The 14105-nt window shown below is 43.4% G+C and carries 14 protein-coding genes and 1 other annotated feature; of the genes, 2 read left to right on the top strand and 12 right to left on the bottom strand.

The window, feature by feature from the left end:
- Positions 1-137: 137 nt before the first annotated feature.
- Positions 138-358, bottom strand: a binding site (T-box leader).
- A 122-nt stretch (positions 359-480) separates the two neighbouring features.
- Positions 481-756, top strand: a complete 276-nt coding sequence (locus ACFVS1_RS01610) for a hypothetical protein (RefSeq protein ID WP_387544851.1) — start codon at positions 481-483, stop codon at positions 754-756.
- A gap of 44 nt (positions 757-800) precedes the next feature.
- Here ACFVS1_RS01610 and ACFVS1_RS01605 read toward each other — a convergent pair whose 3' ends face one another.
- The 11 genes from ACFVS1_RS01605 to ACFVS1_RS01555 all read right to left on the bottom strand — a co-directional run bounded on the left by ACFVS1_RS01605 (position 801) and on the right by ACFVS1_RS01555 (position 12048).
- A complete protein-coding gene (locus ACFVS1_RS01605; protein ID WP_387544849.1) occupies positions 801-1400 on the bottom strand; it encodes a DUF7010 family protein in 600 nt (199 codons plus the stop codon).
- A gap of 311 nt (positions 1401-1711) precedes the next feature.
- Positions 1712-3175, bottom strand: coding sequence for an amino acid permease (locus ACFVS1_RS01600; RefSeq protein ID WP_387544847.1), 1464 nt, complete (start codon positions 3173-3175; stop codon positions 1712-1714).
- Between the two features lie 99 nt (positions 3176-3274).
- Complete coding sequence (locus ACFVS1_RS01595) at positions 3275-4600, bottom strand: peptidase (protein WP_387544846.1); 1326 nt, start codon at positions 4598-4600, stop codon at positions 3275-3277.
- Positions 4601-4627: 27 nt separating this feature from the next.
- Entirely contained in the window at positions 4628-5290 is a 663-nt protein-coding gene (locus tag ACFVS1_RS01590; protein WP_241589214.1) for a 3-oxoacid CoA-transferase subunit B, read from the bottom strand.
- A complete protein-coding gene (locus ACFVS1_RS01585) occupies positions 5275-5973 on the bottom strand; it encodes a CoA transferase subunit A (protein ID WP_387544845.1) in 699 nt (232 codons plus the stop codon). Before ACFVS1_RS01585 ends, ACFVS1_RS01590 begins: the two co-directional genes overlap by 16 nt.
- Positions 5974-5983: 10 nt before the next feature.
- A complete protein-coding gene (locus ACFVS1_RS01580; RefSeq protein WP_352925996.1) occupies positions 5984-7351 on the bottom strand; it encodes an aspartate aminotransferase family protein in 1368 nt (455 codons plus the stop codon).
- A gap of 52 nt (positions 7352-7403) precedes the next feature.
- Complete coding sequence (locus ACFVS1_RS01575) at positions 7404-7643, bottom strand: ferredoxin (protein WP_352925994.1); 240 nt, start codon at positions 7641-7643, stop codon at positions 7404-7406.
- Positions 7644-7656: 13 nt separating this feature from the next.
- Positions 7657-8523, bottom strand: a complete 867-nt coding sequence (ablB, locus tag ACFVS1_RS01570; RefSeq protein WP_387544843.1) for a putative beta-lysine N-acetyltransferase — start codon at positions 8521-8523, stop codon at positions 7657-7659.
- 63 nt (positions 8524-8586) lie between these two features.
- Positions 8587-8853, bottom strand: a complete 267-nt coding sequence (locus tag ACFVS1_RS01565) for a YokU family protein (protein WP_283915592.1) — start codon at positions 8851-8853, stop codon at positions 8587-8589.
- Between the two features lie 2 nt (positions 8854-8855).
- Positions 8856-10292, bottom strand: coding sequence for a lysine 2,3-aminomutase (kamA, locus tag ACFVS1_RS01560; protein ID WP_387549166.1), 1437 nt, complete (start codon positions 10290-10292; stop codon positions 8856-8858).
- 274 nt (positions 10293-10566) lie between these two features.
- Positions 10567-12048, bottom strand: coding sequence for a sigma-54 interaction domain-containing protein (locus ACFVS1_RS01555; RefSeq protein ID WP_387544841.1), 1482 nt, complete (start codon positions 12046-12048; stop codon positions 10567-10569).
- Positions 12049-12215: 167 nt separating this feature from the next.
- On the opposite strand from ACFVS1_RS01555, the gene ACFVS1_RS01550 reads away from it, so the two are divergent.
- The gene (locus tag ACFVS1_RS01550; RefSeq protein ID WP_387549164.1) at positions 12216-12728 is read left to right on the top strand and encodes a GNAT family N-acetyltransferase; all 513 of its coding nucleotides are present in this window, start codon (positions 12216-12218) and stop codon (positions 12726-12728) included.
- Positions 12729-12981: 253 nt separating this feature from the next.
- On the opposite strand, the gene ACFVS1_RS01545 is transcribed toward ACFVS1_RS01550, so the two are convergent.
- Entirely contained in the window at positions 12982-13971 is a 990-nt protein-coding gene (locus ACFVS1_RS01545) for a LacI family DNA-binding transcriptional regulator (RefSeq protein WP_387544839.1), read from the bottom strand.
- Positions 13972-14105 lie beyond the last annotated feature (134 nt).

The following is a 14105-nucleotide window of genomic DNA, read 5'->3' as shown; positions in this document are numbered from 1 at the left end:
ATATAGCTCAAAGGCGGTAAATCAGTTTCCTAAGCCAGGAAGTTCGCACCTGCCCTTCCCTCTCTGCAGACCGTAAAAATGATTCATGTCCTTATCAAGGCAATAATTATAATAATAAAAAACGCACCCATCCCTAAGTAAGGGACGAGTGCGTTACCCGTGATTCCACCCAATTTCCCATAAGCAAGAAACACTCATGGCTCTGGAGCTTGTAACGCAGCTTAGACGATATCAGTTACTCTTGTTCACCGATATAACTCAAAGGCGGTAAATCAGTTTCCTAAGCCAGGAAGTTTGCAGCTGCCCTTCCCTCTCTGCAGACCGTAAAAATGATTCATGTCCTTATCAATGCTTCTGAAATGTAAATGGATTTTTATATTGTTATATATATTACAATATATTCCCATAAGTGACAACCTCAAATTTATTAATTTCATTGCAAGCACTAAATTGGTATAATTAGTAAAAAGGAGAGTCTCTATGAAACGTTTAAGCAATTGGTCCGTTGTATTTGCAGTAATCGGTACACTATCATTTTGCTGTTCCCTAGCTTTACTAAAAGCCTCCGAGCAGCTTATGATTTCAGGATTCGGTGCGTTACTTTTTGGTATGTTATGCAGTTTCGGGGCCATATATAAAAATGAAAAAGGAAAATCAAAATTCTTGGCTGTTGCTGCATTCTTTCTTTTAAGTTTCATTCTCGTTTGGAATGATCCATTTCAAATTGTCAGGCTCTTGACCTGGATGAAGAATTAATCAAAATGAAAAACCCGTTCACCATGACGGGTTTTTTGATTGATTCAATTTTCATCGGCTATCGTTCCACTTGAATTCTTTATTCTAAGCCATAGCGAAAGTCCAGTGGTCCAGAGAATTAGTGCGCATCCAAAGCCGAGAAAGGATAACGGTGCAAGGATTTGATGCACCCCAAACATGACTGTGTCTGGCACAAAAAGCAATGTGAAAAGCGCTAATAAACAGAGAAGCACTCCTGTTGCATAGTAAATCTTGATTTGAAAAAGCGATGCCAAAGGTAAAAAATGAATCCCGACAATTATGGCGATGACCCCTGGTATAAGATCGGTCTGATCGATCAAATTACAGATGGCAATGGCAATCCCGATAAGCAAACCTTCGGCAATGAAGACCATATTAAACAAAAATCCGATACGCTTCAGACGCCTAGCCCCATTTTCTGAAACTTGATTGGACATTTTTTGTGATGCATGAATTAATGAAATGCCGACGATAACCATTATGATTCCGATCAATATGCCTGCGAGTTCCACGTAGGGAAACCCCCACCCCTGCAATCCCATTACACCGGTACCTGCCCACAGTGTACCGAAGAACGCCATGAAAATGACTCCAACTCCAGAACCGCGAAACGCCTCTTTCATCATCAGTTTCCTTTCATCCAAAGTATTATCATACATAGAATAATAGTATTGCGCACCCTCCCCAATTATTCAGTTATAAAAAATGATTCATTGAAAAAATTACCATGATGCAAATTTTAATAGATAATTGCCGCTTTCGTCGATATATTTCTATTTCCGGAGATATATTCTTATTTTCGGAGATATTACTGGAATTTCGTCGATATATTCTTATTTTCGTCGATATAACTCGATTTTCGTCCGATATCGTCTTATTAAAGTCCATAAAAAAACCTGTGTCCCCAAAGGGCTCAGGTTTTTATCTATTCATATCATGCCACATCTGATTTATCAAATTGACAATCTTTTAATGATATTAATTTGGTCTTGTGATAAATCTTGTATCCTAACCAGATCGCCAGAAATATCGGCAATCCGATATAGGAGACGGCGACGCCATACCAGTCGATGCTGCCGCTTAGGAATGCTTGATAGTTCTGCCCTGCGATGACACCCATGCAAAGGACGAATGATAGGATCGGACCGAGTGGAAACCATTTTGCTTTATATTTCAATTCGTTCAAATCACCGCCCTGTGCGACATAGGCTCGTCTAAAGCGATAATGGCTGATGGCGATTCCAATCCAGGCGATGAAGCCGGTTAGCCCGGATGCATTCAATAGCCATGTAAATACATGGTCCCCAAAAATGGATGTCAAGAAGGCGAGCCCGCCAATTAATGCCGTTAGGATCAAAGCATTCATCGGGATTCCCCTGCGATTGACTTTGGCGAGGAATTGGGGAGCTTGTTTATCTTTCGCCATCGACCATAACATCCGCGTTGATGCATATAGTCCCGAGTTCCCTGCGGATAGTAAGGAAGTCAACACGACAGCATTCATGACGGATGCCGCGAATGCAAATCCTGCCCGTTCGAAGACAAGCGTGAAAGGGCTTACAGAAATGTTTTCGACATCCCCGTTCAGCAAACTTGGACTTGTATACGGAATCAAGAGGCCGAGTATCAGGATGGCTCCGATGTAAAATAATAGGATGCGCCAAAATACTTGGCGGATCGCATTCGGAACATTTTTTTCGGGATTCTCACTTTCGCCGGCAGCAATACCAACTAGTTCCGTGCCTTGAAAAGAAAATCCCGCGATTAGGAAGATTGAGATGATCGATAAAAATCCTCCCTTGAATGGTGCTTCGTCCATGGTGAAGTTTTCAAAGCCGATCACCTTTCCGCCAAAAACCCCAAATATGGTCAATAAACCAATAATGATGAAGCAAATGATGGCAATGACTTTTATTAAGGCAAACCAATATTCAGATTCACCATAGCTTTTAATGGATAGGGCGTTGAGGGTGAAGACGATTCCAAGAAATAATGCACTCCATATAAGGCTGGGTACATCAGGGAGCCAGAATTTCATGATGATGGCTGCAGCAGCTATTTCCACGGCAAGGGTGACTGCCCAGTTAAACCAATAATTCCAGCCAAGTGCAAAGCCGAATGCGGGATCAACAAAGCGTGTGGCGTAGGTGGAAAATGATCCAGACACAGGCATATATGTCGCCATTTCCCCTAAGCTCGTCATCAGGAAATATACCATGATTCCAATGCAGGCATATGCAGCGAGGGCACCGCCGGGCCCTGCGCTCTGAATGGTTGCCCCGCTTGCCAGGAATAATCCGGTTCCTATTGAACCGCCAATGGCAATCATGGTCATATGCCTTGCTTTCAGTTGCCTTTTAACTGTCGGTTCTTGATTATCAATGAGATTCATATCCATATGGTTCCTACCTCATTTTCTTTTAAAGTTAAAAGTTCAAGAAATAGTAAAAAGTTTTACTAACCGCTTTTCGCTTTACTTGCTGGAATGCTATCCAGTTTAATTTCCATTGCCTGGTATCGTCTCCCTATTCCCAGTTTGGGTGACCCCATCCTGTTCAGGCTCCATTCCACACCATTGAATGAGAGTAAGCGCAATGATTTCGGCTGTGGAGAACACATTGTCGAGCAGGATGTATTCATTTGGATAGTGGGCAACCTCGGTTACTCCTGGCCCGAAAACGATTGCAGGCGTTTCACCGACATGTGTCAGCAATCCCCCATCCGTTCCCCAAGGGGATGCTTCAATGACCGGGTCCTGTCCGGCCACTTGCCGATATTGATGAACAAGTGCATTCATCAGTTCATGCTCTACATCAATGGCTCCTGGAACCCAGCGTGCCCCGAACCATTCCAATACGGGCGGGTTTTGCTTGAACCATTGGTCCACTTCCCCCAGCTGCAATAACCAGGCAGCCATTTCGTCTTTCGCCTTCTCCATCGTTTCCTCCGGCGCAACGCCCATCCTTCCTTCAATTTTCACAAGGTCAGGAACGGATGACGGCCAATTACCTCCTTCAATGACACCTAGATTGATCGGAATCGGAATAGGCGTGTTCTGATAAAGCGGATCACTGATACGGGCATTTCGCTTTTCTTCCAAGGCGAGAATATGATGGATGACAGTCATGCTTTTTTCAATCGCACTAACGCCTTCATACCTTGTTCCGCCATGTGCTGACCGTCCTTTCACATGGATTCTGAACCACATCGAACCCTGCTGTTTCGGGAAGATCCTCATATTGGTCGGTTCAGGGATCAGGGCCGCATCGGCTTTATACCCCCTCAGGACGGCCGCTAATGTTCCGGCTCCGCCGCTTTCTTCTTCAATCACACTTTGAAAAATGACATCTCCCTTTAATTGGATGCCATTTTCCTTCAATGCCTGCATCGCAAGAATCAGCGAAACATTTCCACCCTTCATATCGGTTACGCCGCGTCCAAACATCCTTCCATTCTTAATCGCTCCGCTATAGGGGTCGTCGTCCCACTGATCCCGGTCTCCATCCGGAACCACATCGATGTGTCCGTTCAAAATGATGGAACGTCCGCCTCCAGTCCCTTTCATGATACCTACCACATTGGGGCTGTTGGAAAATTCACTGCGTGGAGAATAAAAATAAGAATGCTTTTTCAGCTCGCCGCCGTCAGGTTCCCAACTATCGATCTGTAAACCCATTTCCTGCAGCTTTTGGGCGACGATGGCCTGTGCCCCTGCTTCATTTCCTTGCGTACTCGGGGCTTGTACCATTTTTTGCAAAAGGTTTGTTCCTTCTTCCCGATGATCCTTGATCCATTGGTTTATCCGTTTTTTTATATCCGGCACGTTTATCCTCCTTAATTACACATATTCTTATTCAATGGTGTTGACAGCAGCATGGATTTTCAACGTTGCCTCTGTATTCCTTATCACATCATCCACGGTATATGGCATCATGACTTCCTTAAGCACCAATCCCTCTTCTGTAACTTCCATGACGGCCATTTCCGTAATGATTAAATCCACACTCTGCTTTGCCGTCAATGGAAGCGTACATGTCTTCAATATCTTCGATTCACCCTGCTTATTCACGTGATTCATCAGGACGATCACCTTTTTGGCTTTCTGGGCAAGTTCCATTGCCCCGCCCATCCCCGGCACCCGCTTTCCTGGGACGATCCAATTCGCCAAATCCCCTTTTTCACTCACTTCCAGGGCTCCAAGGATTGTGATGTCGATATATCCTTTCCTGATCATTCCAAACGCTGTTGCACTGTCAAAATATGAAGCTCCCATTACAGTGGTGATCGGGAACCCTCCCGCATTACAAAGGGCAGGATCTTCTTGCCCGGGATCAGGACTTGGCCCTGTACCGAGAACTCCGTTTTCCGCATGGAACAGCACATGAATATCTTGAGGTATATGGTCGGCCACCAAGGTGGGGATGCCGATGCCTAAATTGACGATCAATCCGTCATGGATTTCCTTGGCGGCGCGTTTCGCGATGCGATTTCGTACATCTACTGCCATGCCCATTTCCAATTCACCCCTTTTGTCGGAATCACCATATCTACATAAATGCCTGGAGTAGCAATACATTCAGGATCCAATTCGCCTACAGGAACGATTTCCTCTACTTCGGCAATCGTGAAAGCTCCAGCCATTGCGACGAGCGGATTGAAATTACAGGCAGTCTTGTCGTACACTAAATTCCCCAGCGAATCTGCCTTTTTGGCATGGACGATGCTGACTTCCGCCGTCAAAGCGGTTTCCACCAAGTATTCTTTTCCTTCTATCACCATCTTGTCCTTGCCTTCTTCGGCTATCGTACCAATCCCGACATCGACAAAAATCCCGCCTAAACCTACACCGCCAGCACGAATCCGTTCGGCTAATGTCCCTTGCGGTGAAAATTCCACCTGCAGCTTCCCTTCAGTCATGAGCCTGCCGGCATTAGGATTGGAACCGATATGCGAGGCGATCACTTTCTTTGCCCTTTCAGCAGTCACAAGCCGGCCAATGCCGATGTCAGGGAATCCAGTATCATTGCCAATCAAGGTCATTTCCTTGACTCCCTTGTCAAGGATACCCTGCACGAGTGTCGGAGGAGTCCCCACTCCGCCAAACCCGCCATACATGAGTGTGCATCCATCGGATATATGCTCCAATGCTTCTTCCATGGTCACAATTTTGTTTTTCTTCGTAATGACCTGCTTCATATCGTTCCTCCTAAATAGCCTGCATGTCCTCAATCAAACCTTCCGCGACCAATTCTTGCTGCAAATCTTCGAGGGAAGCTTCCAGTATCTTGACGAGGGTATCGATTTCTTCATTCGTAATGATTAATGGCGGAGATATGATAACCGCATCGCCAGCGATTCCTTCAATCGCACCTGCAGCAGGATAAATTAACAGTCCCTTAGCAAAAGCCTTATTGACAAGCCTTGCAGTCAGGCCGATTTGCAAGTCGAATGGCGTTTTTGACTTTCGATTGGAGACAAACTCAAGCCCAAGGAGCAGCCCTTTCCCTCTTACATCACCAATGATGTTGAATTTCTCAGCCAATCCTTCCAGCTTCTTAAACAGATATTGACCTTTCTCTTCCGCTGCCTGAACCAGATCATTTCGCTCAATATAGGAAAGCACTTCCAATGAAACGGCTGCAGAGAGAGGGTTTGCACTATATGTGTGTCCAGCCATGATTGATTTCGAACCTTTTAAAATGGGCTCCATGACACGGTCAGTAATCATCGTGGCTGCGATTGGAGTATAGCCGGCACTCATTCCTTTACCCAATGCGATGATATCCGGGGTGACTCCCCAGTGTTCCATTGCAAACATTTTTCCTGTTCGGCCGATTCCCGTCATGACTTCATCGGCGATAAAAAGAATGTCATAGGTTTCGCAGATTTCCTTAATCCTTTGATAGTAGCCATCCGGCGGTGTTACAGCACCAGCCGATGCCCCGATTATCGGTTCTGCGATGAAGGCTGCGATATTCTCGGAGCCGACCCTTTGAATAGCTGTCTCCAGTTCATCTGCACACTTAAGCTTGCATCCGGAAGTTTCATTATTATGAGGACAGCGATAGCAGTAGGGAGCAGATATGCTAGGAAAATCCTCCAATAGCGGCACAAAACGTTTTCTTCTTGGTACATGACCTGACATCGATAAAGCGCCCATCGTGATCCCGTGATAACTCGTCCACCTGGATATGATGCGATTTTTTCTCTCGAACCCTTTTTCTTGCCAATGTTGTATCGCGATCTTCATTGCTGTTTCGGTCGCTTCCGATCCACTATTCACGAAAAACGACCAATTCAAATCCCCTGGAGCCAACTCACTTAGCTTTTTGGCCAATGCCTCTGCGGCTCCACTCGTAAAATGAGACCTATATGCAAAAGAAACTTTGCGGGCCTGCTCCGTCATTGCCTCGACAACATCCAATACACCATGGCCTATACTTGCTGTGACCGCTCCTGATGAGCCATCTATATACTGTTTTCCATCTGTATCAAAAAGATAAATTCCTTTCCCATGAGAGATAGTGGGATAGTCGTGACCTAAAGTAGGCTTAATCAAATGATTCCGTTCCATTTCATCTCTCCTTTTTAACGTTCGTACACATCTCTATTAATAGATTAAGTATTTAAAAGGAACCGATCTTAAAAGGTTCATCCTGAATCAGGATGGATTCGGTAGGGCAGCCTTCCATAGCATCTTGCATGTCATCATGCAGGATCTCAGGCACTTCGGCAATCCCTTGATTATCGTCCAAGATGACGAAAGCGATCCCTTGATCGTCATAGTCATAAATCTCAGGTCCTGTTGAACCGCATGCCCCGCACGCAATACAGGTTTCTTTATCAACCCATGTGTATTTAGCCATAGAAACAATCCTCCTACTTGACGGATAAATCTTTACCCCAAATATTCATGTCCTCATACTTATCCCAAATATTGCAATTCTTCGTTAATCTGCCTCCATATTCATATCCCAGCTGATGAAAGACGGCGTTCATGCCCATTGACAATGATCGCGCTAATGAATAAGAGCAATAAATGTTTTTCCTGAACAATTCTTGTTCCAAGGCGGAGATGAGCACCTTCATGAAACCATGCTTTCGATGTTGGGGAATGGTTGCACAGTCCGTTAATTCAGCATTGTGATACATCTCATTCACTTCAGCGGATGCAGCACTCACAATGGCTCCTTCATATTCGATAACACTAAAGATCGTGCCTTCCTCCATCACTTTCTTGATATAGCGCTCATCATTCATCGGTGTAGGATAGGTTTCAAAGATGGCACCATATAAATTCGCCAGCTCTTTTGCATCTTCAACCGTAGCAAACCGGAGGATATAATCCTTAGGTATTTGCTGAGATTCAATCAGTCTAGAAATCTCACTTACATCTTGGATGACTTTATCTTCCTTGACCCAAAAGTCGCTTGTTCGCCTTTCATCCGTTAAATAGAAGGCCATGCAATAAGCATCATTCCCTTTGAAATACTTGCTCAATATCCCCTCCAGCATGAATCCTTTACCCAACGCCGCTGATAAATCTTCATTCCTCGCTTTAAGTATCACTTTCGTAAAGCCCTGCTCCATTGCGATGGCAAGGGCCCGATCGATCGCTTTTTTGATATTTCCCCGATAATCATCCATGCGTAAGCGCTGATTGGCATGATCATGATAGAGCTCCATCGTATAACAATCCCCGGTCTCCATTTGGGTGAAAAAAGGCAGCTTTTGAACAGGCATCATGTACCCCCCCTTATTTAAAGAATTCGGGAGAAGAGATGCCTATCATCCGCTTCTCCCGGCATTCTATTTCCAATTGAATAATTTTTTGATAGGTGCCTGAAGAAGCTGATCATACGTGAACTCATCAGGATATTCACTCACATCATATATGGATAAGGCTTCATCCACCTTTTGATTCATCGAATCAGATACATAGATTCCACACTCAGGACAGTTTACGGCTGGAACTTGAAGGACTTTTATTGAGCGTTTCCCGTCAGGCATGATCCAGTAACAATCTTTCTTTTCACTTTCTTCTACGTTTGGGGCATTGCACCATAAGCAGTCCATCATCATTCCTCCTTGCCATCAGATTTCACCGAGCCACTGGCGGCCATGGCGTTCTTTTTTTCTTGGGCTAACCTTAATTTTTCCTTCATTTCATCCCGTTTATCACGGCGATCCTTCAAGGAAGCATGTTCATCAGTGCTTTCATACGCTTTTCTCTTGTCAAGACGACGAAGGCCTTCTGGCACCAAGTTGAATTTCTCGTCCGTCATGAGAGCGGAAATCCCGACGGCTTCTTTTCTATCCGCAGTACCATACACTTCATCAAAGTAAGCATCCGCACTGCCGGCAACATAATTCTTCGGCTCCGGATAGCTTGTGATTACTCCTTCAAAGTTCCGTAAAACGACTTTATCCGGACTTTGCGAAAGAAGGTAATTCGGAGTCAAGGCAATCTTTCCGCCACCGCCAGGAGCATCCACCACAAAGGTTGGCACTGCATATCCTGATGTATGGCCGCGCAGCGCTTCAATGATTTCCAAACCTTTTGAAACCGGCGCCCGGAAATGGCCAATCCCTTCAGATAGGTCACATTGATAAATGTAATAAGGTCTTACCCTTGCTTTTACACAGTCATGCATAAGCTTTTTCATGATATGGACACTATCATTGATGCCAGCCAGGATGACTGCCTGATTACCAAGCGGCACCCCTGCCATCGACAGCATATCACATGCTTTTTTCGCTTCATCCGTCAACTCAAGTGAATGATTGAAATGCGTATTCAACCAAACAGGATGGTATTTTTTCAGAATATTACATAAATTTTTGGTAATCCTTTGCGGGAAAACGACCGGTGCACGTGTGCCGATCCGAATGATTTCCACGTGCGGGATGGCACGTAAGTTACTCAATACGTATTCAAGGATCTTATCATTGATCAACAGGCCGTCTCCTCCAGAGATCAGCACGTCCCTCACTTCCGGAGTGTTCCGGATATATTCAATCGCCCCGTCAAGCTGCTTCTTGGGAACACCCATGCCAACCTGACCTGAAAAACGGCGTCGCGTACAATATCTGCAGTACATGGAGCATTGGTTCGTTACAAGGAACAGAACGCGATCCGGATAGCGATGCGTCAATCCTGGAACTGGTGAATCCTCATCCTCATGCAGCGGATCCTCCAAATCATATCTAGTCTTGTTCATTTCTGCCGAAAGCGGTACCGACTGTAAACGAATCGGACAGCGAGGATCATCGGGATTCATCAATGATGCATAATAAGGCGTAATGTTCAACGGAATCGTTTGAGTCGAAATCCGGACTCCTTCCTCTTCTTCAGGTGTCAGGTTGACGACCTTTTTCAGATCATCCAGTGATTTAATCGTATTGGTCAATTGCCAGATCCAATCATTCCACTGCTCTTCCGTTACATCCTTCCACAATTCGATATCATTATAATGCCTGCGTCCACCTAGGTATTCTTTATGTTTTACATCCATTCCCATCAAATTCATTAATAATGCCCCCTTATTATAAGAACTTATCTATATACTCTCGCAAGAATGATGCCAACATTGATAACAAGGAAAACATAAGCAAAAGGGGACCAAACAAGCTTAAAATCGCAAGATATTTTTCATAACGCATATTTTTTTGCAGCCAAATTCTTTGCGCCAAGCAAATAAAACAAAAAAGAGGATCTCTTTTACAAGAGAGCCCTCTTCAAATTACATCAAGATCCAGACAGTGACAGCGTTTCCAAAAAACCTTACTTTACTTGGATTCCTTCGACCCTGCCGTATAAACTTTTTCAATGCCGTACTTGTTTAACTTATATTGCAGTCCCTGTCTTTTAATATTGAGGGCTTCTGCCGTTTTGCTGATATTCCCGTTATATTTCTCAAACATGTTGATGATCATTTCCCTTTCCATTTCTTCAAGAACAACAGGTAAATCAATCCTGTTTTTCAATGGGGTAGGTTGGCTTTGCGCATTTGCTGTTCCGTAATTTCCTGAAGGGAAAAGATAGGCAGGAAGATGATGTTCATCAATCATATCTTCCCCTGCGTCCATGACGTTGAAGGTCAACTCAATGGCATGTCCCAGTTCACGAATGTTCCCTGGCCATGGATATTGGAGAAGCCGCTGCATCGCCTTATGACTGATCCCGCTCACTTCCGTAAAAAATGATTTGTTGAATTTTTGAATAAAGTGATTGACGATTTCAGGAATATCCGTTTTACGCTCCGAAAGAGAAGGCATCTGGATCGTTACGACATTGAGGCGAAAGAATAAGTCCGAACGAATGATTCCACGCTCCAACGCCTCTTCTGGAGAAATGTTCATCGCAGCAATGATTTTAACATTAATCTTTTGCTCCTTCGAACCTCCAACACGGCGCACCTCACCTTCCTGAAGCACTCGCAGCAATTTTGCCTGCAGGCCGAGGTCGAGGCTATTCAGCTCATCAAGGAAAAGGGTACCGCCATTTGCCTGTTCAAAAATGCCCATGCGATCCATCGCTCCGGTAAAAGCCCCTTTCGTCGTGCCGAACAGCAGCCCCTCCATCAACTCCTTGGGAACAGCCGCACAGTTTTGCGCGATGAACGGCTGATTTCGCTGAGAACTTACATTATGTATACTTTGAGCGACAAGTTCCTTCCCTGTCCCTGTTGGTCCATAAATCATGACTGGGGAATGTGTACGGGCCGCTTTTTTCGCCAATGAAATCGCTTGCTGAAAAGCAGGGCTGTTACCAATCAAATCACTAAAATGATAGGTCGCCGTCCCTTCAGGGAACTTACTTTTCTTATGGGTCTCGGCCAGCTGGGAACGCAAATCGACAATTTGGTCGTACATATTCATGACCTTCGTAATATCCTTTGCGATTTCCACTGCCCCAATAATTTCACCATCCTCGTACAAAGGATACGTACTATTGATGGATGTTATTTTTTTCTCCTTTAAATTGACATATGTTTGAATGGACTCAATCGTTTCATTGCCTTTTTCCAAGGCTACATGCAGCGTACTGGATTCATCAGTCAATGAAGGATAAAGCTGAAAAATATTCTCCCCCAGCACCTGTTCACGATCAAGCCCATCAATATGTGCCATCATTTCATTGTAAAAAACCGTATCCCCATCTTTATTCACAATATGGACACCCACATTGATCACATTCAATATCCATTCAAATTGAGTGGAAAACTGATTTACTGAAGATTTCATTTCTTCATCTCCGTTCTCTGTCATTTGATAGAATCACCTGTAAATTATAGCATTTAATGGGAAATATTCATCCCTTTATTCTTATAAGATTAAAACTTCAAGACAAAGTAGAATAATAAGGTCAAATAAAGGAATCTCGCATTAAGCCAAGAAGATTATATAAGAAAATATAAATTCTAGGGGTGAGTCGGATTTCAGAACCAAGCAAAGAAACGAAAATAGAAATTAAACCATGGGAAGATAAAGACCTTGCATTACTATTTCAACTAAATGCCCCAGAAATGATGGAACATCTTGGCGGACCAGAAAGTAATGAACAAATCCTGAAACGCCATCAACGGTATCTGCAGATTGGGGATAAAGGATGCATGTTTAGCATCAACTCATTTCCAGAGGCAGAGGCGGCCGGTTCGGTTGGCTACTGGCAAACAGTGTGGAACGATGAAAATGTGTACGAAATCGGTTGGAGCGTCCTCCCTTCCTTTCAAGGAAAAGGAATCGCTTCTCATGCCGTGAAGGCAATGATAGAGAAAATTAAAGATGAACGAAAATACAAATATATTCACGCATTCCCTTCCATCAATAACCCTGCATCTAACGCAATTTGCCGCAAACTCGGATTCAACCTCACCTCCGAATGTGAATTCGAATACCCGCCGGGGAGTTTTATGCGATGCAATGATTGGTGCTTGGAACTTGAATGAGTTCTTTAAGTGAAAAGCGGATTTGTATGTAGGGTGGATTTTTCCGGAGGAAGTCGAATTATGCCGGGTTTAGGAGAATTATTTCCCGGGAAAGTCGAATTATTCCCAGGTAGGTCGAATTATCCCGGGGCAGGACGGATTACATCCCATCCGCTAACATTCATATGCTGCTGAACCCCGCTTCTTTTCGAATTTCTATAGTGTCTGTCTAAAAGGATAATGAACCTCTATGAAGTTTATATCTTAATGATGGTTAGGTTGATTCTCTGATTTTAAGTTTGGTAGGCAATTTAATAACGTCGCGCTTTACTTTCATATTACTACTTAAATATTTAATCAATTCTATTACAGTGCGTTGTCCTAATTCCATAATTGGTATATCGATTGTGGTTATGGTAGGGGTTGTGACTTGGCAAATAGATTGATTATCATACCCAACTATAGCTAGGTATTCCGGTATTTTATAGCCCAACATAGTTGCCTTTTTAATAATTCCTGCTGCGACTTGATCATTTCCAGTAAACAAGGCAGTAGGTTTTTCTTTTAATCGTAATATTTCATCACAAATACGAAATCCATCTTCAATATTAAATCCATGTCCAAATATCCAGTCTTCATTATGTAGTAAATGATTATCTGCCAGAGCTTTGTAAAACCCCTCTTTTCTTTGAATCTGAGCCTGACTATAAGCAGTATCGTAGCAAAAACCTATCTTCCTATGGCCTTTTTTTATTAAATGATTAACAGCTTTGTATGTCGCTTCGAATTCGTCATAACCAATAATTGGTATAGGGGCGGAATCATGGTATTCATTGCATAGTAAAATTGGTCCGTACTTCAAATAATGCTTTATTACATTCCATTCATTTTCTAGCGCTCCTAAAATTACCCCATCTACTTCTCTATTCTTTAATTTTTCCATAACACCCCATTCATTTTCCGAATCATAAAAGGTTTGAAATATAAGAACTTTATAATCATTTTCCAATGCTGCTAGAGATACTCCTTTAACCAATTGGGCAAAGAATGGATGATCGAATCTTGGGACTGATATTGCGATGGTTTGGGTTTTATTTGTCCTAAAATTACGGGCAAGTGAACTTGGTGCATAATCAAGCTCTTCAATGACCTTTAAGATTTGTTCCCTTTTTTCTTTTGATACATATGGATGATTATTTAAGACTCTAGATACCGTTGTTTTAGAGACATGACATATCTTGGCTATCTCGCTAATTCTCGTCACTTAATCCCATCCTTGTAATAAGTGGTTGACATGTTATCGATTTCAGAAGTTATTATTAAGCTGTTCCTAATATAGTAACAAAATTTTTCTGAGTTGTATTTTTAAATAGTTATAATTTTAGCTAATGGAGGGAT

Source organism: Peribacillus sp. NPDC058075, from assembly GCF_042885195.1.
In the GTDB taxonomy this organism is placed as follows: domain Bacteria; phylum Bacillota; class Bacilli; order Bacillales; family DSM-1321; genus Peribacillus.
Note: the sequence above shows the minus strand (reverse complement) of the source record. Positions and strands in the feature narration are given on the sequence as shown.